Source organism: Cupriavidus sp. CPT47-8839-RL05A (assembly GCF_058792255.1).
Genome location: NZ_JBYTEG010000010.1, coordinates 82,291 through 102,923, shown reverse-complemented (window position 1 = coordinate 102,923; position 20,633 = coordinate 82,291). Strand labels below are relative to the sequence as shown.

General features: G+C 65.7%; 18 protein-coding genes. 5 read left to right on the top strand and 13 right to left on the bottom strand.

Annotation, left to right across the window (positions count from 1 at the left end):
* Window positions 1-43: 43 nt before the first annotated feature.
* From sorA to AC3WVS_RS14215, 4 genes are all read left to right on the top strand, one after another.
* Window positions 44-1,309, top strand: a complete 1,266-nt coding sequence (gene sorA, locus AC3WVS_RS14230; protein WP_492319149.1) for a SorA family sulfite dehydrogenase catalytic subunit — start codon at window positions 44-46, stop codon at window positions 1,307-1,309.
* Window positions 1,310-1,319: 10 nt separating this feature from the next.
* Complete coding sequence (locus AC3WVS_RS14225) at window positions 1,320-1,979, top strand: c-type cytochrome (protein WP_492319148.1); 660 nt, start codon at window positions 1,320-1,322, stop codon at window positions 1,977-1,979.
* A 100-nt stretch (window positions 1,980-2,079) separates the two neighbouring features.
* Complete coding sequence (locus AC3WVS_RS14220) at window positions 2,080-2,466, top strand: ArsR/SmtB family transcription factor (RefSeq protein ID WP_492319147.1); 387 nt, start codon at window positions 2,080-2,082, stop codon at window positions 2,464-2,466.
* A complete protein-coding gene (locus AC3WVS_RS14215; protein WP_316154268.1) occupies window positions 2,456-2,941 on the top strand; it encodes an SRPBCC family protein in 486 nt (161 codons plus the stop codon). The genes AC3WVS_RS14220 and AC3WVS_RS14215 overlap by 11 nt, the downstream gene beginning before the upstream one ends.
* Before the next feature lie 162 nt (window positions 2,942-3,103).
* Here AC3WVS_RS14215 and AC3WVS_RS14210 read toward each other — a convergent pair whose 3' ends face one another.
* The 13 genes from AC3WVS_RS14210 to AC3WVS_RS14150 all read right to left on the bottom strand — a co-directional run bounded on the left by AC3WVS_RS14210 (window position 3,104) and on the right by AC3WVS_RS14150 (window position 19,387).
* Window positions 3,104-3,361 carry a PAAR domain-containing protein gene (locus tag AC3WVS_RS14210; RefSeq protein ID WP_025581855.1) on the bottom strand — a complete coding sequence of 86 codons (258 nt, stop codon included), beginning with the start codon at window positions 3,359-3,361 and terminating at the stop codon, window positions 3,104-3,106.
* 6 nt (window positions 3,362-3,367) lie between these two features.
* The gene (locus AC3WVS_RS14205) at window positions 3,368-4,030 is read right to left on the bottom strand and encodes a hypothetical protein (RefSeq protein ID WP_492319146.1); all 663 of its coding nucleotides are present in this window, start codon (window positions 4,028-4,030) and stop codon (window positions 3,368-3,370) included.
* Entirely contained in the window at window positions 4,027-5,142 is a 1,116-nt protein-coding gene (locus tag AC3WVS_RS14200) for a DUF6708 domain-containing protein (protein WP_492319145.1), read from the bottom strand. The genes AC3WVS_RS14205 and AC3WVS_RS14200 overlap by 4 nt, the downstream gene beginning before the upstream one ends.
* A gap of 142 nt (window positions 5,143-5,284) precedes the next feature.
* Entirely contained in the window at window positions 5,285-6,400 is a 1,116-nt protein-coding gene (locus AC3WVS_RS14195) for a DUF6708 domain-containing protein (protein WP_492319144.1), read from the bottom strand.
* A gap of 9 nt (window positions 6,401-6,409) precedes the next feature.
* The gene (locus AC3WVS_RS14190; RefSeq protein ID WP_492319143.1) at window positions 6,410-9,016 is read right to left on the bottom strand and encodes a T6SS effector BTH_I2691 family protein; all 2,607 of its coding nucleotides are present in this window, start codon (window positions 9,014-9,016) and stop codon (window positions 6,410-6,412) included.
* Complete coding sequence (locus AC3WVS_RS14185; RefSeq protein ID WP_492319142.1) at window positions 9,003-9,917, bottom strand: DUF4123 domain-containing protein; 915 nt, start codon at window positions 9,915-9,917, stop codon at window positions 9,003-9,005. The genes AC3WVS_RS14190 and AC3WVS_RS14185 overlap by 14 nt, the downstream gene beginning before the upstream one ends.
* 8 nt (window positions 9,918-9,925) lie before the next feature.
* Complete coding sequence (locus AC3WVS_RS14180) at window positions 9,926-12,400, bottom strand: type VI secretion system Vgr family protein (protein WP_492319141.1); 2,475 nt, start codon at window positions 12,398-12,400, stop codon at window positions 9,926-9,928.
* 455 nt (window positions 12,401-12,855) lie between these two features.
* On the bottom strand, window positions 12,856-13,881 hold the full coding sequence (locus AC3WVS_RS14175) for a porin (RefSeq protein ID WP_492319269.1): 1,026 nt from the start codon (window positions 13,879-13,881) through the stop codon (window positions 12,856-12,858).
* A 56-nt stretch (window positions 13,882-13,937) separates the two neighbouring features.
* A complete protein-coding gene (locus tag AC3WVS_RS14170) occupies window positions 13,938-14,945 on the bottom strand; it encodes a Bug family tripartite tricarboxylate transporter substrate binding protein (RefSeq protein WP_492319140.1) in 1,008 nt (335 codons plus the stop codon).
* Between the two features lie 105 nt (window positions 14,946-15,050).
* Window positions 15,051-16,196: an acyl-CoA dehydrogenase family protein gene (locus tag AC3WVS_RS14165; RefSeq protein WP_492319139.1), complete on the bottom strand. Its 1,146-nt coding sequence runs from the start codon at window positions 16,194-16,196 to the stop codon at window positions 15,051-15,053.
* Window positions 16,197-16,239: 43 nt separating this feature from the next.
* On the bottom strand, window positions 16,240-17,463 hold the full coding sequence (locus AC3WVS_RS14160; protein WP_492319138.1) for an acyl-CoA dehydrogenase family protein: 1,224 nt from the start codon (window positions 17,461-17,463) through the stop codon (window positions 16,240-16,242).
* A gap of 14 nt (window positions 17,464-17,477) precedes the next feature.
* Window positions 17,478-18,167, bottom strand: coding sequence for an enoyl-CoA hydratase/isomerase family protein (locus AC3WVS_RS14155; RefSeq protein ID WP_492319137.1), 690 nt, complete (start codon window positions 18,165-18,167; stop codon window positions 17,478-17,480).
* Complete coding sequence (locus AC3WVS_RS14150; protein WP_492319136.1) at window positions 18,164-19,387, bottom strand: CaiB/BaiF CoA transferase family protein; 1,224 nt, start codon at window positions 19,385-19,387, stop codon at window positions 18,164-18,166. The genes AC3WVS_RS14155 and AC3WVS_RS14150 overlap by 4 nt, the downstream gene beginning before the upstream one ends.
* Before the next feature lie 200 nt (window positions 19,388-19,587).
* On the opposite strand from AC3WVS_RS14150, the gene AC3WVS_RS14145 reads away from it, so the two are divergent.
* On the top strand, window positions 19,588-20,520 hold the full coding sequence (locus tag AC3WVS_RS14145) for a LysR family transcriptional regulator (protein WP_010813374.1): 933 nt from the start codon (window positions 19,588-19,590) through the stop codon (window positions 20,518-20,520).
* The last annotated feature ends 113 nt before the right edge of the window (window positions 20,521-20,633 follow it).

Genomic DNA, 20,633 nt, shown 5'->3' with positions numbered 1-20,633 from the left:
TAGCGCCTTGCGCGACACAACAAGCCCCTGAAGGAGACGCCCCATGCGAGACAAGAACAGTCCGGCGGAATCTGCCGCCCAGCCGGTGCCGGCCCGGCGCCGCATCGTCCAGGGCGCGGGCCTGCTCGCCCTCGGCGCCTCGCCGCTCGGCGCGCTGGCCGCCCAGGCCGCGCGCATCAGCGACGGCGTCACGCTGGCCGACGGCCCTCGCCCGCTGGTGCGCTATCCGGGCAAGCGCCCGCTGGTGCGCGTCAGCACCCGGCCGCCACACCTTGAGACGCCCTTCTCCGCGTTCAACGAGGGGCCGATCACCGCCAACGACGCCTTCTTCGTGCGCTACCACCTGGCCAACATTCCGCTGTCGGTGGATCTCGCCACCTTCCGCCTGACCGTTGGCGGGCATGTCAACAGGCCGCTGAAGCTGTCGCTCGATGAACTGAAGCGGCTGGCCGGTCCGGTGGACATCGTCGCCGTGAACCAGTGTTCAGGCAACAGCCGCGGCTTCTCCGAGCCACGTGTGTTCGGCGCGCAACTGGCCAACGGCGCGATGGGCAATGCGCGCTGGACCGGCGTGCCGCTGCGCAAGGTGCTGGAGCACGCGGGCGTCAAGGCCGGCGCCAAGGTGGTCACGTTCAACGGGATGGATACGCCGGTGCTGCCGAGCACCCCGGATTTCCGCAAGTCGCTCGATATCGCCCATGCGATGAACGGCGAGCCGATGCTGGCCTGGGGCATGAACGGCGAAGACCTGCCGCTGCTCAACGGCTATCCCGTCAAGCTGGTGGTGCCGGGTTACTTCGGCACCTACTGGATCAAGCACCTGTCCGAGATCGAGGTGCTGGACCACCCGTTCGAAGGCCATGATGCGTTCTTCATGACCAAGGGCTATCGCGTACCGGATAACGACTGCCAATGCGTGGCGCCGGGCACCCCCGCCAGCAAGACGCGACCGATCTCGACGCTGGCGGTGCGCAGCTTCATCACCAGCGTGGGCACGGGCGGCGTGCTGCCCGCCGGGCGCACGGTGGAGCTGAAAGGCATTGCCTTCGATGGCGGCTCCGGCATCCGCGGCGTCGAGGTCTCGGTGGACGGCGGGCAGAGCTGGCAGGCCGCGACGCTGGGCCAGGACCTGGGGCGCTTCTCGTTCCGCGCCTGGCAACTGCCGGTGAAGTTCGCGCGCAAGGGCCCGGCGGTGCTGATGGTGCGCGCCACCAGCGTCCAGGGCGAGGTGCAGCCGGCCAAGGCCAACTGGAACCCGGCCGGCTATCGCCGCAACGTCATTGAATCCACGCCGGTCACCATTGCCTGAGGAGCGCACCATGCATCGATCCATCACCCCAGTGCTGCTCGCGCTCGCCCTGCTGGGCGCGGGCAGCGCGTCCGCGGCACCCCCGGACATCAAGCTGCCGGCGGAGAACGTCAAGCTCAAACCCGCCAAGTTGCCCGGCTACGGCATCGCCATGCAGAAATGCGCGATCTGCCATTCGGCCGACTACGTCTCCTACCAGCCGCCCGGCCTGAGCCTGACGCAGTGGACCGCCGAGATGAAGAAAATGCAGCAGGCCTATGGTGCGCCGATCGACGATGGCGAGGTCGAGCAGCTCGGCGCCTACCTCGCGGTGGCCTACGGCTCCGCCAAGATCAAGGACCCGGAGATCGTGGCGATCGCGCAGAAGGCAGGCAAGCCCGCGCCGGCCGCACCCGCGGCCGCCTCGGCGCCTGCCGCCGCGGTAGACGTGCAGGGCCTGCTGGCCAGGAACGCCTGCCTGAGCTGCCACAGCGTGACGCAGAAGGTGGTCGGCCCGGCTTATCACGAAGTCGCCACCCGCTACAAGGGCGATGCGCAGGCACAGGCCAAGCTGGAAGCCAGCATCCGCGGCGGCAGCAGCGGCAAATGGGGATCGGTGCCGATGCCGCCGTTTGCCGGCTTGAAGGCGGATGAGGTCAAGGCGTTGGCGGCGTACGTGCGGCAGCAATAGCCTGCGCCCCGCTTCCCCGATCACAAGACGCCCCGGCTGATGCCGGGGCGTCTTGCATTTCGCGCTTGCAGTTTCCAGTTGCCCCCCTATACTTAGCCATATGGCTAACCATTGTACCGAGTTTGCTGACGTGTCCCAGGCTGTCGATATTTCCCCGCTTTCCGACGTGTTCTACGCGCTGGCGGACCCGACCCGCCGCGCCATCGTCAGCGTGCTCGGCCGCGGGCCGGAAACGGTCTCGGCGCTGGCGGCACCGTTCACGATGGCACTGCCCTCGTTCATGAAGCACCTGCAGGTGCTGGAGCGCAGCGGCCTGATCCGCTCGCGCAAGACGGGGCGCGTGCGCACTTGCGAACTGGTACCGCAACCGCTGTCAGACGCGCAGCAATGGCTGGCCGACCAGCGCGCCATGTGGGAGGCCCGTACCGACCGCCTGGCCGCCTTTGTCGAAGCCCTTCATCAGGAGGAACAGTCAGATGCCGAATGAAAACGCCGCCAGCCCTGAAAGCCAGGACCTGGTCATCTCGCGCCTGCTCAAGGCCCCGCGTGCCAAGGTCTGGCGTGCATGGAGCGATCCCAAGCTGCTCAAGGAATGGTGGTGCCCCAAACCCTGGACCACCGAGGTCCTGGCCTTCGACATGCGCCCCGGCGGCGCCTTCCATACGCTCATGAAAGGCCCGGACGGCGGCGTCAGCGACAACCCGGGATGCTTCCTCGAGATCGTGCCGATGGAGAAGATCGTCTCCACCTCGGCCCTGGTGGCCGGGTACCGGCCCAACAAGCCGTGGCTGTCGATGACCGCGGTCATCACCATGGCCGACGAGGGTGACGGCACCCGCTACATTGCGCGCGTGATGCATCCGGACGAGGCCACGCGCAAGCAGCATGAGGAGCTGGGGTTTTATGAGGGCTGGGGCATCTGCATTACGCAGCTGGATGCGTTTGCGCAGCAGTTGAAGTAAGGCAGCGGCAAGTGAATGGCGCCGGCACGGGACACCGTGCCGGCGCGACTTCCTTGATATTTCGCCGGTCTGCGTGGTGAGGTGAAGGTCTCAAATAAAATGGCCTCAAGGAAAGGCTGATTTGAACAACGTGTCGTCTGGCGGAGACGCTCCGAATCAACGTCACCCTACCGTGGCGCTGTCGCCGCCAATCAGCGTGGCCCCGCATCGCGTGCGATCCCCGTGTAACGCCGCGGGTTGCCCATCGACATCCATGCCCGAGCTGGCTTCTACGATTTCGTTGACACCGTGCAGGGGGCAGTCCACGAGGTCCCCGAGTCGGGCAATGGGCTTGCCGTCGAGCAGGCTCCCGGGCGACCCGGATTTGACAGGGCCGCCATGCGAATGCATATCGCCGACCTTGATCATGCTCTTGTCCATTTGTGCTTATCCATGTGGGTGATTGTTCTCCGGCACATCGTCCATCGTCTGGCAAGGGACAAAATGCCATAATTCCGCCTCCGGATCGAATACGGCGACCTGGTTCACGACCTGACCAGCTGAGTGCACTACCGTACTTGCGGTTGCCAGGGCACTGTCTATCGCGTGCTTCATGCGGTCGCCCTTCCAGATCCTGGCTAGCGACAGCAGTGTGTCCTGCCAGGCAAAGAGACCTGCGCTCTCAAAGAGACGGCTGATCGCGCGTCGCGCATCGGTGGTGTATTCAGGCAAAAGATTTCCCATCCGCAATGGCGCGCGCACGTCATGCACCAAGACGTTGCGCCGCCACTTGCCGCTTGGGCTGAGCAGGAGCTGTCCGTCGCGGGCGAGAAAGCCGCAGGCAATGTCCAACTCCACGCCGGTCGGGAAGGTTTGCTTCACGCGGGTTGCGGGCAGCCGGTCAAGGGATGGAAACTTGAAGGCTTGATTGGGAGCACTGCCCCGCATTGAGTCCAACAGCAGGTCAATCGGCGACAGGTAGGCAGTCAGGACCGTCTTGTTCCCGTAGCACATGCCCCAGAAGCCTTCCATTCCGCGCTTGCCCGGTACATTGGAAGGTTGCTCGATCAAGATGACATGAGGCGCTGGTAGCGGCGAAGTGGTTGTCATGTGGCCTGTCCTGTGGTGTTTCGAAGCAGGGCTTCCGCTTCCGCGCGGGTCAGCGCGCCAGCCTTGCGTCGCTCCTGCTGCCGGTCGAGCATTCGCGCCAGATCCTCGCGGGAAGGCCTGGCATCCGGGCCGCTCGGCACGCCGATGTAGTCGTCGGCATACGGGCGGGCGTACGGGTCATTGGGCATGGGCCTGCACGCCGCCTCGATCTCCGGCGGCCACACGGGATCACTGCACGTGACGAGCACGATCCAGCGGGCAATCGCATCCAGCAGTGCGAACGGTGCAAAGATGACGTCGGTCAAGGTGAAGAATGCTCCGGAGAATTTACCCCCTCTGCAGATCTTGTAGCCTTCCCAAAACGTTTCCCGCGGCGCCCAGAAGCGATAAGGCTCGGGCAGCCCAGCCGGCCCGTCCTGCATGTAGCGGCGGTAGTATTCCCACTGGGCGTAGGCTTCTTCCAGAGTGAAGACGAACTGGCCGAGCACGAATGCGCGGACGACGTTGCCACTCGCGTCGAGCTGGTAATGGCGGATGTCGTACATGTCGTAGGCGCGTGACAAGCCGCCCATGCGCCGATGGCCAACGCAGAAGAATTCGTCATGGCTCCAGGGCACTTCCCAGATGCCATCCGGGTCCTTGGTGCGAATGGCATAGATGCGACGGGTCTTTCGGTTCAGGCGGATGGGGCGGCGCTTCAGGGTGAACATGTTGCGTCGCATCGGATCGAAGGCAAGCAGGCCGAAGAAGCCTGCAGAACTAAAGCCAAGTACTATCCCAACGATCGTACCGAACCAATACCCGTTCTTCGCCATCATTTCCTCAGGGTCTCTGAATAGGCTTGTTGCAAGCAATAATCCGTAAAAGAGAGAAAACGACGCAAATGCTAAACAGATAATCCAAAGCAGCCCAACGTTCTGCATCCGAGTCTGCGACTCATCGGTGATCTCCAGGCAGGTCGAATCAATGCGATAGACATTGCCGCTCTCCAGCACATGCTCGCTGGCAGGCTGGTCGACATAGAGCCGGTGTTCTTGCTCCCACTTGCCTAGCGGTTTGCCCTGTTGGCGAAAATGGAACGGCGTACGCTCATCTTTGGTCGGGAACTTCATTGATCCTCCCCACGATTCCGCCTCCAGGCTGCTGTAGCGCTCGCTGGCAGGCACTTTTCTGAAGCGGCAGCGCTTGGTCCACGGTAGAGTGGCGGGACCATCCAAGAGCAGAATGCCGATGTTGATGTCTCGAAGTGGATGGTCATGTGGTCTGTTCTGTAGTGCTTCGAAGCAGGGCTTTCGCTTCCTCGCGGGTCAGCGCGCCAGCGTTGCGTCGCTCATGCTGCTGGTCCAACATTCGCGCTAGATCCTCGTGGGAAGGCCTGGCATCAGGGCCGCTCGGCACGCCGATGTAGTCGTCGGCATACGGGCGGGCGTACGGGTCATTGGGCAAGGGCTTGCACGCCGCCTCGATGTCCTGCGGCCACATGGGATCACTGCACGTGACGAGCACGAGCCAGCGGGCGATCGCATCCAGCAATGCGAACGGTGCAAAAATGACGTCGGTCAAGGTGAAGAAGGCTCCAGAGAATTTACCCCCTCTGCAGATCTTGTAGCCTTCCCAAAACGTTTCCCGCGGCGCCCAGAAGCGATAAGGCTCGGGCAGTTCAGCTGGCCCATCCTGCATGTAGCGGCGGTAGTACTCCCACTGCGCGTAGGCTTCTTCCAGAGTGAAGACGAACTGGCCGAGCACGAACGCCCGGATAACGTTCCCGTTGCCATCGAGTTGATAGTGGCGGATATCGTACATGTCGTAGGCGCGTGACAAGCCGCCCATGCGCCGATGGCCCACACAGAAGAATTCGTCATGGCTCCAGGGCACTTCCCAGATGCCATCCGGGTCCTTGGTGCGAATGGCATAGATGCGACGGGTCTTTCGGTTCAGGCGGATGGGGCGGCGCTTCAGCGTGAACATGTTGCGTCGCACCGGATCGAAGGCAAGCAGGCCGAATAAGCATGTCCCGGCGATCCCGACGGTTGTACCGAGAATCACGCCGGCCCAATTACCCTTCCGGGCCATGACTTCCGCTGTCTCTCGGAATGGCACCGAAGCAAAGAATAGCGCTCCTACTAGGGCTAGAATTGTTCCAACGGAAAAGATAATGCATGCCATTCCCACCAGTTGTAGCCGACTCTGCGACTCGTCAGTGATTTCCAGGCAGGTCGAATTGACGCGGTAGACGTTGCCGCTCTCCAGCACGTGCTCGCTGGCGCGGCGGACAATGGACAGCCTGTGTTCCAACTCCCACGCTCCCAGCGTTTTGCCCTGTTGCCGAAAATAGAACGGCGTTCGCTCATCTTTGGTCGGGAATCTCATCGATTCTTCCTACTTGACGTCCTTGAGGCCCAGTTGCACGAATTCAAACGATTCCGCCTCCAGGCTACCGTAGTGCTCGCTGGCCGCCCCCTTGCTGAAACGGCAGCGCTTGATCCACTTGACCGTCGCCGGATCGTCCAGCATGAGGATGCCGACGTTGACGGCAAGCAGCACGACGAGGAACGGCCAGCTCGGTACGCCAACGAGGACGGCCAAGAATTCTTCGCTTGCTACCGAGAGGCCCGATATCGCCACTCCGGTGAGGCTCGAAGTGAAATAAAGGCCGGAAATAAGGTAGTTCCCCTTCTGATATTCATCTACCCCGTGGTAGCCATCCCAACCGATTCCTACTGCTGCCCCCGCAAAACCAATCCAACGCCCTCTGACAACCAGCTTCCTACCCATTTCCAGCCATTCCGCCTTCGGCGGTGAGCGCATGATGCGCCGGACCAGTGCGTGCGTCGGCGCCTTCTCCAGCACGACGCCAGTTTGCTCGGCAAGGGTCCCGGCCATGGACACCAGGCCTCCGACCAGCTTGATTCCTCTTTCGGGTTCGTCGAACTCGCCCGCCGCGCGGAACGATTGCGTGGCGTGATAGAGCGCCAGTCCCTGCAGGATGCAGGCGACCGCCCCGACATTCACGAAGCGTGAACCCAGGACCGCCTTGACTTGCCGCACCCCAGGCACGTCATTGGCGGTACGCAGCTTGAGGGCGCTCAGTTCCGGAATGCGCTCCAGGTCCTCTGTCTTGAACCACACCAGCCTGGCGGTTTGAGCCATGCGCTTGGCCGCGCGTCCGAGTGCCACGGCGTCCTCGCGCCGTCGGGTGCGGTCCAGTTGCTTGTACAACTCCGGGTTCACCGTGGAGAGATCGTTCAGCACGACCGCGCGGATTTGCATGACGCTGGCCGTCGGGGCGATCAGGCGCACGCCGCCTAGCAGGCTCATCCCGTACAAGGCGAGCCTGGCCGATGCCGAGCTGAAGCTGTTTGCAATGGTCGGAATGATCTGGTCGGCCAGTATCCAGGTCAGGCGCGGTACCAGGCCCATCTTCGCTAGGGCTTCGGGAAGGGTGAGGCCCTTTGCCATGGAGTCCATCTTGTCGAGACCGCTCTTCAGGATGCCGAAGATGGCGGCATAGCCCTGGTCGGTCGGGTCCGGCACCGTGTCGATGATGGGCTTGTGGTCCAGCAACAGGGCGCGCGCAAGCAGATTGCTGTGGTTCTCCGGATTCGCCTCGTTGAACCAATGCTGGATGACCCGACGGCATTCCACGGTGTCGAGCGCGTTCTCCAGGCAGCGCGTCAGGGATTCGTTGTAGACATAGCCATGCGGCAGGTCCATCTTGTCATGCCGGTATTGCATGTAGGAAGCAAGCTGAGGACTCACGAGCCACTGTGCGAGCGAGGTCGCAATGGGTGCCAGCACGTTCTCGTTGAGGGCCTTCAGTCTGGGACTCAGGTCCTGGTGGCGCTTGCCTGGCGTGAGTTCGTCTTCGTAGGGTTTCCAGGCGGCGTCACTGGCGGCCTTCTTGCGGGCAAGTCGCGTGGCTTCGCGCGCAGCGTCTTCGCGTTTCCATCGCTCAGCCGTCGCTTTTCCATTAAACAGAATCGACATGAGTTCGTAAGCCGGAAATCCATCCGGCGTGGTCGCCATGCGCTCGGCCTCGGCTGCCGCGGCCTCCGCCTCTTTCGTGTGCTGCGCCTCGGCGTTGGCCCGGATGTTCTTTTCGAGCGTATCCAGGAACAGATCTGTTGCCTTGTCCCAGATGACGCCGTTGTTTGCCTTAGCGTGCAGCTTGGGATTGGTCAAGATGCCCAGGTCTTCAGTGATTGCGAGCGGATCATTGAACGCCAGCATCATCGCCTTGCCGGGGGACACGATCTCCATCCGGTCCGCAAGCATCGAACCGCTTGTGGGGCCAATCGGAGCAATCTCGCCCAGGTTAATGGTTCCGGGCGGTGTCGCGCTCAGATACCGGAATGCTTGTTGTTGCGCTTCGGGCGTCATGGCGAACGATGCCACGCGCTTGTTGATTTCCGTCGCGCGGCCGGCGTGTGGCTGGTTCTGGTTGCCCATCCAGGCGGCCACGTCGAGGCATTGCATATGCGCCCTACGCACATCGACTTTGTGCTTGTTGTCATCCAGTTGTGCCTTGGTCCAGGCTACATGCGAATAGGCGTACCAGACATGCGTCGCGTGCGCGGGATCGGGAATGGTGAAATACAAGGATTCAAGGCTATGGTGCGAACTGACACAGCAATTGAACGCCTCCGGGACTTTGGCTGGGCCAGGATTCTCCGGTATGACCTTCCACAGGTGACCGCCCTTCATGACCACATAGGCATCCCACATTTGCATGGCTTCATGGAAGACGTACAGGAAGCCGGCGCGCATCGTGCGAAGGATGTACTGCACCCCGCTGCCGAGCTGGGCAGGGGCGTTCTCGATCCTGAAGTTCCCTGAGAGCGGCGGCGCCCCGTTCTTGTCCTCGGGTCCGACGACGGCGTACCGGACCGGCAGCACGGCCAAACCGGGTTCATGGTGACAAAAATTGCACGCCTTCACCGGTTTGGATGAACATTCCATCGTGCTGTCAACGTTATACATGACCATGGTGGCGTTCCAATGAGATTTGCCTGGCGTGCTGCGCCATGATTTTCATGAGTTCCCAGTCGTCGCTGGACAGCGATCCCAGTGCCTGGCGCAGCGTCATTTCGCCTGCGGCCACGGCGGGCCATGCGGCCTGCAGTTTCGGTTGGTCCTCGAACGGCTGCCCAAACGCCGCGACGTGTGTGGCGTAGTGACGGCGATCCGCCGGCAGGGTCAGATGCAGCACTTCGTCGGCGTGCCGCAAGGCGCGGTCCACTGTGCGGGCCTGTGCCAGGGACGGCTTGTTGCGCCCGGCAATGCGTGTCAGGACCTGCGCAATATCGGCGGTTTGCTCGACGGTGGGCCACTGCCTGGCGTCTGGCCACCAGGGTCGCGGCAACGTCGTCGGTGCCTCCGCCAGCGTCGGTCTGGCGAACTGGTACCAATCGCCCGCCCAGGCGAAGCCCCACGACTCGCTCGGGCCAAGGAGCGCACGGAGTTGGACGGGACGCAGCAGCCACGTCATGTGCGCAAATACGCGAGGGTCGTAGAAGCGCCACAGCGCGTGTCCGCCGGCATGGTCGGTGCCGGTGAGGCAGGACGCCAGATGGCTGCTGACTTCCTGGACAGGGGCGGCGCTCTGCAGCCACGCGCAGATGAGGGGCGGATCTCCACGCGCGGCTTCATCCTGGGCCACGTTCAATAGCATCTGCCGGTCTGCCGGCGACACGGTGGCCAGCTCTACCACGGCGGGCATCAGGTGTGCGTTGTCGCCGATGCCGGCGGGCAAGCACTGATGTAGCCTCAGGGCAGACAGATCCGCCAGGATGGGATCGTGATTTAGCGGATCGAGCACCAGGTAACCGTCGCCCCAGGCCTGCGGCCAGGGCAGTTGGGTCAATGGGTTGCCGATGGGTGCGGCCATGTTCGTCCTCAATGCAGAGGCACGGCACCGGCGCCGGATGCCGCCGCTCCCGCGGCCAGGTGCGAGCAGATCTTGGTGGTGGGCATCGTATAGGGAGCATTCTTTGGCCCGGTGAGCGACTTGCTGGCCGAGAACACAATCCACTTGCCCGTCGAAATGTTCTCGATGCCCTCCGGCGTGATGCGCAACTCGTTGCCTTCGACATTGACCCGAACGCCTTTCTTGCCGCTGATCTCGACCCAGTCGGTCGTGGACAGCAGGCGCAGCACTTTCTGTGCGATCACATCAACGCCATCCGACTGGGCCTGCACCTCCACCTTGCCCTTGGCCGAATACAGCTTGATCCCGTCGCGCTGGACGAAGAGCGAGAAACGGTCGCTGATCGTGGCGTACATGCCACCGCCGCAGGAGAATGAGAGGTGCTGGCCGCTGGTCAGCGCAATGTGTTCGCCGCTGTAGACGTGCGTGGATCCCGGCGCGGTGGTGGCAATGCCTGCCCGGCTGGCAACGGTGATGTGCGGCTCGGTGAATTCCCCCAGCTTGCCGCCACCCTTGACCGCATCGGCCTGGCTGCGCAAAGTCTTGGCAACCTCCTGCTGCTGCCCGGTCTGGGCCTGGGCATTGACCGCGCTCTGGGCGAGCGAATCCGCCAGGGTCAGGGCTTCCATGAACACATGGATGACATCCTCCACGTTCATGGCGTTGCCCTCGGCCCGTTCACGCGGGTAGGTGGTTAGCAGCATGCCCAACGCCGCGCGTAGCGCGGCATGTCCATCGGTGCGCGCCTCCAGCCCCTCACCACGCTTGTCGCGGCGTCCCTGCACGTCAGGAATGCCGGTGATGTACCCCATGCTGATCTGCGACTGCAGGTGGTCCGATGCGAGCTGCGCCTGGATTTGTCCCTTGGTGTCGTCCAGCACCAGGTGGTTACTACGACCACCATCGTGCTCGCGGCTGCGAATGCCGGTGAGAGCGAGCTGGTCCGGCAGCTGCCATGGCGGCATGTTGAGGCTGTTCGGCACCGCCCCCATCACAATGGGCTTGTCCGGATCGCCGCCGTCCAGGAACATCACCAGCACTTCGCTGCCGATGCGCGGGATGCTGACCTGGCCGTACTGTGAGCCCGCCCACGGCGTCGCCACGCGTACCCAGCAGGACATCTTGTTGAAGCGGTCCCACGGGAACTGCACGCGGACGCGTCCATACTGATCCGGCCACACGACATGGCGGTCTTCCGGCCCGACCACGGTCGCGCTTTGCGGCCCAGCGACCACCGGCCACGGGATGCTCAGCGCCGGACGGAAGACCTCATGGGTGGGGTGGCACTCGAACTCGACGCGGCAATGCCAGCGCTGGCCCTCGCCGGAGGCCTCGGCCACGTCTTCCAGCCTGAGGCTGGCGCCAAGCACCACGTACTCGCGGTTGGCCGCCTGCTGGGGGTGTCCCTTCACGTTCATGGTGCAGCCTGGCACCACCGCGCGCAGGTTGCCGGTGCCAAAGCAGCGCAGGCCACGCGAACGGATTTCCTCCATGCGGATGCGGGCGATCATGTCGCCTTCGTCCCACGGGCGGTTGTCCGTGGCCGGCTGGGCATGCTCGCTGGGGAAGTCGTACACCTCCTGGTGCAGCGCGCCAGTGTTCAGGCCGGTGTCTCGCGGGTCCGAACTGCTGGCGCTCAGGTTGCCGCGCGGCTGGGTGAAGCTGTAGGCATTGGTCGTGTACTTGCCTGCGACCACGGCATCGACGACCGAGAACGCATCGAGGTGTTCCTGGTCGACCCTGACGCCAGGCGGATGGATTTCCAGCACCTGATACGCCTCGCTCGGCATGCTGAAATAGCCACCGACGTGATCGACCAGAACCAGGCGGTGCTTGCCGTCAGAATGTTCGAAGAACCACGATATTCCCCAGTGCTGCATGAGGCGGGCGATGAAGGTGTAATCGCTCTCGTCGCACTGGGTGCGGTAGACCCGCCTGGGGTATTTCGCCACGTCGAGCCTGCGCTCAACCGGAAAGGAGTACGCAGACAGGACCTCTTCGATGATCTCGATATCGGTGCGGTTCTCGAAGACGCGGCTGTTCCTGTTCTGGGAGGCGATCCAGAGCCAGGGACGCAGCGTCAGTCCGTAGACGAAGTGCCGCCCTTCGGCGCGCAGGTAGCGGGCACGATCGACAATGCCGCTGATCTCGCGCGTGCCTGCGCCAATGTGTCCCGCCAACCCCGTACCCATGCCGTCGAGTTCGATATGGACGGTCAGCTCGCGCCCGTTCATCTCGCGCAAGTCGAAATTACCTTCCGGGCCGTGGAAGTTATAGGCCTTGTCCGGCGTCTTCAGTTCGATGTCGTATTCGAACAGGCCGCAGACGCCTTCCTTGCCCTCCAGGCGTACGAAGGTGAAGGGGGACTGTCCGAAGAGTTCCGGCAACGCCGGACCAGACACGGTGACGGTGCGGGAGGAAAGGAACGGCGGTCGGTTATCCAAGTGCAGCACTCCGTAGCGTTGAACTTTCTCTTGCCGCAGAAGCACCAGTGTTCCGGTGCTTTGCTTTTCTCGTCATTTGCATGACCGTCAAGAAGATACGTTCGTCGCGTACGGTAGCCGTTATGCGTTGAGGAAGGAAGGTGGATTATTCAGATATCGCCATTGTTTTCGATTGAATGATAATTCCAATTGAAATTAAGGGATGTCCTATATCAATCTCGTATCGCCATGATCTATAGGGTCGTTCCGTGCGATTTCGTTCGCCTTGTGAAGCGTGAAGAGTAAGCACAAAGGAAAATGACCCGACACGGAGCGACAGCCCGGGATGCGTTCTTGAGATTGGCGCCCTCTCCCACTTTGCGGGGAGCGTCCGCGGGACAGGTGGCAGCCCGCCCCGGGTCTCCGTAGCCTCAGCCGCTTGGCCTCAGCCCCGCATGAACGGGCAGCAGTCCGTTTCAGAACCGATGCCGCAACCCCACGCTCACCGACTTCGCATCATCCCCACTCCCCGGATCGATCACGATGCTGTTGTTGCTCACGCTGCCGCCGGGGCTGTTGTGCACCAGCACCGCCCGCACATAGGCGGTGGTGCGCTTGCTCAGGTCATGGTCCCACCCCAGCGTCACCGCCAGCGGCCGCTGGCCGCCGCCCAGGATCTGGCGCTTGAGTGCGGCGGCCTTGAAGGTGTCGCGCTGCGTCACGTTCCAGCTGAAGGTCACGCCGTAGTGGCGTGCTGAACGGGTCTCGGGCAGGTTGCTGCTGGCGGCGCTGTACAGCAAGCCGATCTCCACCGGCTTGAAGCGGTACGAGCCGCCGACGAAGTGGTTGGAAGTCAGCGTCGGCTCCACCGGCACGTTGGCGCCCGAATACATCCCCTGGTAGGAGTAGAACGCGTAGACGTTGCCGGCTTCGTAGGTCGCGTTCATGCCGAAGTTCAGCCCTGAGCGCGCCGATCCCGGCACCTCGCCCGGCGCCACCGCTGCGCCGAAGGAAAAGCCGCCCCACTTGGGCGAGAAATACTGCACCGCGTTGTCGAAGCGGGCGCCGTAGGCCACGTGCCCGGTGCCCTGCGATGCGGTGGCGCTCAGCAGGTTGAACGGCGACACCGCGCCATTGAGCAAGAACGGATCGAGCCGCAGCAGCGCATAGAACGACGGCGTGTACTGCCGCCCCAGCCGGAATTCTCCCCAGTTGCCTGACAGGCCGATATACGCCTGCCGCCCGAACAGCCGGTTGTTGCCGAAGAACTCCATGCCGTTGTCGATATTGAAGCCCGACTCGACCAGGAAGTTGGCCTTGAGCCCGCCGCCCAGGTCCTCAATGCCGCGGATGCCCCAGCGCGACGCGGCCTGCTGGCCTTCGCGCATGCGCACCACGCTTTCCGAGCCCTTGGCGTACTCGATCGATGCGTCGACCACGCCGAACAACTGCATCGTGCCGGCCACGGCATTGCCCGCGGCCAGCGCGGCGCCCATCACCATCCACTGTCTTGCCTTCACGCTCTCTGTCCCCCGTTCGCGTTGTTATGGTTCTGCCCTTACTTCGCCTGCAGCCCCGCCACCTTCACCACCTCGCCCCACGCGGCCAGGTCGGCGCTGACCAGCTTGCCCAGGTCGGCCGGGCTCGACGGCGCGGCAGGCTGCAGGTTCATGGCGGTGAATTTGTCGCGGTCGCCCGGTGTCTGCAGGATGCGGTTCACCTCGGCGTTCAGCCGGTTGACGATCGGCGCGGGCAGGCCCCTGGGGCCGAAGATCGCGACCCAGCTGGCTTGCTGGAAGGGCACGCCCTGCTGCGACATGGTCGGCACGTCCGGCGCCGTCAGCAGGCGCTCCGGTCCGGAGACCGCAATGCCCCGGATGCGGCCGGACTTCAGGTGCGGGACCGACGAGATGGCGTCGGTGATGCCGATGGTGACGTGGCCCGCGGCCAGGTCGTTGCTGCACTGGGTGGCGGTCTTGTAGGGGATATGGCGCAGGTGGATGCCGGTCTTGGCCTTCAGGTATTCCATGGCCAGGTGGCCGCCCGAGCCCACGCCCCATGAGCAGTACGCCAGTTCCGTCTTGCTGGACCTGGCGTAGGCAATCAGCTCCTGCAGGCTGTGCACCGGCACATTGGCGCTGACCGCGAGCAGGTTGCCGCCGGGCTGGCTGGGGCGTGCGATGGGGGTGAAGTCCTTGATCGGGTCATAGGGCAGCGACGGCGTGGTCCACGGGTTCACCGTCATGGTCGCGGCATAGGTGAACAGCAGCGTGTAGCCGTCGGGCGCGGCGCGCGCCACGGTCTCGTTGGCGATGATGCCGTTGGCGCCGGGGCGGTTGTCGACCACCACCGGCTGCCTGAGCGCGGCGGTCAGGCGCTCGGCCACAAGCCGTGCCGTCTGGTCGGTCACGGTGCCCGCGCCCGAGGGCAGCACCATGCGGATGGGCTTGCTGGGGTATGGGGCCTCGGCGTGCGCGCTGGCGGCGCCCGCCAGGGCCAGCGCCGCGGCCAGGGCTGCTATGCGCGTGGCACAAGCCCTGCGGGCGCCAGTGTGCTGGCTGCTCATATTGCTGTCTCCGTTGCGGCGCATTGGCCGCGCATGCCGGTGCGTTGCCGGCGTGTCATGGGTGGGCGCACCGGGCACCGGCCCGGGCGCCCTGGCTGAACCGGCTCAGGCTTGCGCCTGCGCGGCGTGATCGAGTGCCGCCAGCCGTTCGTAGTGCCAGTCGGCATCGCCGAACAGGTTGGCGTGGGCTGCCAGGCGCTTGTAGCAGTGGCCGATTTCCATCTCGTCGGTCATGCCCACCGCACCGTGCAGCTGCACTACGTCTTCGCCGAGCGCGCGCCCGGCATCCGAGACAAAGGCCTTGGCATGCGATACCGCGCGCATGCGCGCCACCGCATCGCCATGCAGGGCGTTGGCCGCCAGCTCGGTGATGGCGCGTGCCTGCTCGACGCTGACATAGAGGTCCACCAGCCGGTGCCGGATCACCTGGTTGGCCGTCAGCGCGCGGCCGAACTGCTCGCGCGTCACCAGGTAGTCGCGGGTCAGGTCGAACGCGCGCGACATGGTGCCCACGGCTTCGGCGCAGGCCATCACCGTGGCCTGGTCGATGGCGGCTTCCACCAGCGGCCAGGCGCCGTCCACCGGGCCGATGCGCGCGCTGTCCGGCACGGTCGCGCGGCGCAGCGTCACGCTGGCGGTCTGGCGGCCGTCGTAGGTCGGCAGCGCATCGACGCTGATGCCGCGCGTGTCGGCCGGCACCGCGAACAGCGTCAGGCCGTCGCGGTCGCGGCGCTGGCCGCCGCTACGTGCCAGCACCAGCAGCACCGCGGCGCTGCCGCCGCCCAGCACCAGGGTCTTGCGGCCGTCCAGCGTCCATTGCCCCGGCTCATGCTGTTGCGCGGTGGTGCTGATATCGAAAGCGTCATAGCGTCCCTGCGTTTCCCATGCGGCCAGCGCCAGCATCGCGCCACCCTCGGCCATCGCCGCCGCGATCGCGGCGTGGGCGGGATCGCCGCAGGCGGCCAGCAGCGGCGCGCACAGCGCGGCATTGGCCAGCCAGGGCTCGGCAGGCTGGGCGCGGCCCAGTTCCTCGGCCAGCAGGGCCTGGTCCGCGGCATCGCCCAGGCCGCCGCAGGCTTCGGGCAGCCCCACGGCCAGCCAGCCCATTTCGGCAAATGCCTGCCAGTGCTTGCGCGAGAAGCCATCGGGCTCGGCCAGCGCCGCGCGGCGCTGCTCGAAGCCGTAGCCGCGCTCGACATAGCGCCGCACGCTTTCCTGCAGCATGCGGCGATCGTCCGTTGAATCGCTCATGTGTTCAGTTCCTTGTCCTGAATTGCGGGCACGATTGGAGCCACTACAGGCCCAGCACCTGCTTGGCCAGCAGCTCGTGCTGGATCTCGCTGGAGCCGCCGGCAATGGTGTAGCCGCGGGTGACGAAGCGGCGCGCCGATGCCGCCGCGGCGTACGCCGACTGGCCCGCTTGCGGCACGGCGGGCTCGAAGTGCGCGGCGCGGTCATAGGCCAGCGTGTCCGGCCCCAGCGCATCGACCGCCAGGTTCTCGATGTCCTGGATCAGCCGGCTGCCCAGCAGCTTGAGCATGCCGGTCTCCGGCCCCAGCGTTTCGCCGGCGCGCGCGCGCTTGCGAAAGCGCAGCACGGTTGCAGCCAGCGCTTCGAGCCGCACCTCCAGCGCGCGCATCCGGCGTGCAAACCACGGGCGCTGCGACAGCGGCTGGCCGCCCTCCTCCAGCTCGTCGCCGATGGCGCGCACCTTGGCCAGGCGGCGGCGGTTCTCCGCCACGCGCGCCAGGTTCAGCCGCTCATGCTCGAGCAGGGACTTGGCGATGGTCCAGCCGGCGTTCTCTTCGCCGACGAGGTTCTGCACTGGCACTTCCACCTCGTCGAAGAACACCTGGTTGAACAGGTGCCAGCCATGGATGCCCACCAGCGGCCGCACGCTGACGCCGGGGCTGCGCATGTCGATCAGCAGGAAGCTGATGCCCTGCTGCGCGCGCGCCTCGGTATCGGTGCGTACCAGGCAGAAGATCCAGTCCGCGTACTGCGCGTAGGAGGTCCAGATCTTGCTGCCGCTGACCACGTAGACCTCGGTGCCGTCGGGCCGCGTCCTGCGCACCGCACGCGTCTTCAGCGACGCCAGGTCGGAGCCGGCGTTCGGTTCGGAATAGCCCTGGCACCACCAGTGCTCCTGGTTCAGGATGCGCGGCAGGAAGTACTGTTGCTGCGCCGGCGTGCCGTAGCGGATCAGGATCGGGCCGATCATCTCGAAGGTGATGCCGCCGCTCTCGGGCGCGTGCGCCAGCACCAGTTCTTCCTGGAACGCGGCGCGGCGCTCGGCGCTCCAGTTGCAGCCCTGCCATTCAGGCGGCCAGTGCGGCGCCAGCCAGCCGCGTTCGGCCAGCCGGTGCTGCCAGTCGACCAGCTCTGGCTTGCTGAGTTCCAGTCCGAGGCGGACTTTCTCGCGCACGGCATGGGGCAGCGACCGGGCGACGAACTCGCGCACCTCGCGGCGGAAATCCTGCAGCGACGCGTCGTCGTCGGTGGTGATGGAATCTGTCATGGAAATATCGGTCCTCAGGAATGCTTGTCGCGCGCAGCAGATGCCATGCGCCTCGTCGCGGCGCGCATGCCGCCCTTGATCGCGGCCACGCCTTCCACCGGAAAGCCGCCGATGGTGGCGGCCAGGCCGCGCGCGCGGTCCAGCACCTCGGCGTCTTCGACCAGTTCGGTGGCAATGCCCAGGCGCAGCAACTCCGGCGCGGGCACGCGGTCGCCAAGCAGGCACAGGCGCGCGGCCACGGCCTCGGAATGGCGCAGCGCCAGCCAGTCGGCATTGCGCGGCGCCGCCATGCCCAGGCGGATCTCGCCGATCTGCAGGAAGGCCCCGGCGCCGCACACCAGCAGGTCGCCGGCCAGCGCCAGCGCCGCCCCCCCGTTGATGGCATGGCGCTCCAGCGCCACGATCCATGCCTTGCGGCTTTGCAGCAGGCCCAGGTGGACGCGCTCCCAGACCGGCGCAAACGCGGCCAGCCCGCCCGGCTCCGCCTGCAGTGCCTGCAGGTCCAGGCCGGAACAGAAGGCGCCGTCGGCGCCGCGCAGCAGCACGGCGCGCACGCTGTCGTCGGCGGCCAGGGTCTCGATGGCGTCGCCCAGCGCGCGGGCCAGCGACATGTCGACGGCATTGCGGCGGGCCGGGCGGTTCAGCACCACCTCGGCCCAGCCGGCATGGCGCTGCAGCAGTACGGGGGCTTGGGGGGTGTTCATGCGGGCTCCTGCTGGGCTTGTTCCACGCCGATCGCGCCGGCGCGGGCCATGGTGTGAATCTCCGCGGCGCTGTAGCCAAGTTCGGCCAGCACCTTGGTCGTATGCTGGCCGAGGCGCGGCACCGCGGGCATCGCCCCTGCCGGCATGCTGGCCATGGTGAAGGGCAGGCCCGGCAGCTCCAGCTGGCCGCCCTCGCCGTCGTCAACGGCTTGCAGCACGCCGCTGGCGCGCACGTCGGCGCTCGCGTTGACCTGGTGATAGTCACGCACCACGCCCACCACCACCTGGTGGCGCTCCAGCAGCGCACGGGCGGCGTCGCCGCTCAGGTGGCGCATGGCGTCGTGCAGGATGGCCAGCAGCGCCGGGCGGTTCTGCACGCGCAGCGCATTGCAGGCAAAGCGCGCGTCCTGCGCGAGCGCCGGCTGGCCGATGGCCTCGCACAGGCGCGTCCAGTGTTCGTCGAGATAGGCCGACAGCACGATATGCCCGTCCGCCACCGCGATCACATCCGCGGCCGGCGCCGCCTTGGGCTGGCTGTTGCCGCTGCGCACCGGCAGCGCGCCGGAGCACTGGTACTCGGCCCACAGCTGGGCCTGCATCTGCACGCCGACCGAAAGCAGCGAGGTCTCGATAGTCTCGCCGGCGCCGGTGCGCTCGCGCCGGAACAGCGCCGCCAGGATGGCGTTGCCGGTCGCCAGCGCGGTGGCCGCGTCGATCAGCGCGAAGCCGGCCTTCAGCGGCTGCCCGCCGGCCTCGCCGGTCACGGACATCATGCCGCTCTCGGCCTGCGCGGCAATATCCAGCCCGGGCCGCGTGCGCGACGGCCCGCGTGTGCCGAAGCCGCTGATGGAGGCATGGATCAGGTCGGGACGCGCCGCGCGCAGCGTGGCGGCGTCCAGCCCCAGCGCTTCCATCACGCCCGCGCGGGTGTTGTGCAGCACCACGTCGCTGGCCAGCGCCAGCCGCCGTGCGGCGTCCAGCCCGCCGGGCGTGCGCAGGTCCAGCGCGATGCCGCGCTTGCCGCGGTTGTAGGCCAGGTACATCGGGCTCTGCGGGCTGGTGCCGTCAAAGCGCCGCGCACTGTCGCCGCGCAAGGCCTCCACCTTGACCACGTCGGCGCCCAGGTCGGCCAGCATCATGGCCGCACCCGGCGCCGCGATGAACTGCCCGAACTCCACCACGCGTATGCCTGCCAGCGGCAGGTCTTGCCGGTTCGCCATGCGATCCCACTCCTCGAAGATGCCGGCGCTGCCGGCGGTTTGCGACGATGTGGAGCGATCATGCGTTGGCACGGCGCATCACGGCAGATGCCAAAACTGCTTCGGTGCAAACCACCGGTTAGCACCCTGGGGTTATCCCGAACCCGCCGGAATGCCGCTATGCTGTGCGCCCAGTGCGTCGTTTGAGTGGAGCCAAATCCATGCGTCTGAGCCAAGTCCAGGACTTCATCGCCGTGGCCGAGCACGGCAGCATCCGCGCCGGGGCCCGTGCGCGCGACGTGTCGGCACCGGCACTGACCAAGAGCATCCGCCAGCTGGAAGAGGAGCTGCATGTGCCGCTGCTGACCCGCACCACCCGCGGCGTGGTGCTGTCGCGCTACGGCGACGCCTTCCTGCGGCGCGCGCGGCTGATCGCCACCGAGGCCCGCAAGGCCAGCGAGGAAATGGCGCAGATGCTGGGCGCGCGCAACGGCGTGGTGCGCGTCGGCACCACCCGCGGCCCGGCGCATGTGCTGCTGCCCGCGGTGGTCAAGCGCTTTCGCGTGCAGCATCCCGACGTGCTGGTGTGCATTGACAGCTGGGGCTACCCGACCCACCTGGACGAACTGCGCTCGGGCGTGATGGACATGGCAGTCAGCCCGGTCCCGGATGAGGGCATCGAGCGCGAATTCACCTGCGAGCCGCTCTACAACAACGACTCGGTCGTGATGGCGCACCGCGAGCATCCGCTGCGCAACGCCCGCAGCCTGCGCGAACTGATCGGCTCGGACTGGATCCTGACCGGCCAGCGCATGCACGGCCCGGGCGCCGCCATCCTCGATGCCTTCCGTGAACGCGATCTGCCGTTGCCGCGCGTGGCGGTGCGCTGCGACACCATCGGCATGATCGAGCACCTGATGCAGGACCGCCACCTGCTGTGCATGCTGCCGCGCCAGATGGTGGCCGGCCGGCTGGCCGCCAATGGCCTGGTGCCGTTGCCGATCGAGGACAAGCTGCCCAGCCACACCGTCAGCCTGATCTACCGCGCCGATTCGCCGATGACGCCGGTGGCGGCGCAGTTCGCCACCCTGCTGCGGCGTGAAGTCCACTATCTGTCCAACCTGCCTGACAGTCCGCTGCGCCGACTGGACTGAAGGCAGCCGCTACCGCAGCGCGCGCCGGCGGGGAACTCCCTGCACCCGCGCGGTGCTAACCAGCGGTTTACACCTGAAATTCCAAAACCTCCGCCGGGCCGCACCGGCGCTTG

Bases quoted from the DNA above. Each gene is read 5' to 3' on its own strand.
- AC3WVS_RS14185 (WP_492319142.1), bottom strand. From the start codon at position 9,917: ATGGCCGCACCCATCGGCAACCCATTGACCCAACTGCCCTGGCCGCAG.
- AC3WVS_RS14225 (WP_492319148.1), top strand. From the start codon at position 1,320: ATGCATCGATCCATCACCCCAGTGCTGCTCGCGCTCGCCCTGCTGGGC.
- AC3WVS_RS14170 (WP_492319140.1), bottom strand. From the start codon at position 14,945: ATGAGCAGCCAGCACACTGGCGCCCGCAGGGCTTGTGCCACGCGCATA.
- AC3WVS_RS14190 (WP_492319143.1), bottom strand. From the start codon at position 9,016: ATGGTCATGTATAACGTTGACAGCACGATGGAATGTTCATCCAAACCG.
- AC3WVS_RS14175 (WP_492319269.1), bottom strand. From the start codon at position 13,881: ATGGTGATGGGCGCCGCGCTGGCCGCGGGCAATGCCGTGGCCGGCACG.
- AC3WVS_RS14210 (WP_025581855.1), bottom strand. From the start codon at position 3,361: ATGGACAAGAGCATGATCAAGGTCGGCGATATGCATTCGCATGGCGGC.
- AC3WVS_RS14145 (WP_010813374.1), top strand. From the start codon at position 19,588: ATGCGTCTGAGCCAAGTCCAGGACTTCATCGCCGTGGCCGAGCACGGC.
- AC3WVS_RS14150 (WP_492319136.1), bottom strand. From the start codon at position 19,387: ATGGCGAACCGGCAAGACCTGCCGCTGGCAGGCATACGCGTGGTGGAG.
- AC3WVS_RS14215 (WP_316154268.1), top strand. From the start codon at position 2,456: ATGCCGAATGAAAACGCCGCCAGCCCTGAAAGCCAGGACCTGGTCATC.
- AC3WVS_RS14195 (WP_492319144.1), bottom strand. From the start codon at position 6,400: ATGAGATTCCCGACCAAAGATGAGCGAACGCCGTTCTATTTTCGGCAA.
- AC3WVS_RS14220 (WP_492319147.1), top strand. From the start codon at position 2,080: ATGGCTAACCATTGTACCGAGTTTGCTGACGTGTCCCAGGCTGTCGAT.
- AC3WVS_RS14165 (WP_492319139.1), bottom strand. From the start codon at position 16,196: ATGAGCGATTCAACGGACGATCGCCGCATGCTGCAGGAAAGCGTGCGG.
- AC3WVS_RS14200 (WP_492319145.1), bottom strand. From the start codon at position 5,142: ATGAAGTTCCCGACCAAAGATGAGCGTACGCCGTTCCATTTTCGCCAA.
- AC3WVS_RS14205 (WP_492319146.1), bottom strand. From the start codon at position 4,030: ATGACAACCACTTCGCCGCTACCAGCGCCTCATGTCATCTTGATCGAG.
- sorA (WP_492319149.1), top strand. From the start codon at position 44: ATGCGAGACAAGAACAGTCCGGCGGAATCTGCCGCCCAGCCGGTGCCG.
- AC3WVS_RS14160 (WP_492319138.1), bottom strand. From the start codon at position 17,463: ATGACAGATTCCATCACCACCGACGACGACGCGTCGCTGCAGGATTTC.
- AC3WVS_RS14155 (WP_492319137.1), bottom strand. From the start codon at position 18,167: ATGAACACCCCCCAAGCCCCCGTACTGCTGCAGCGCCATGCCGGCTGG.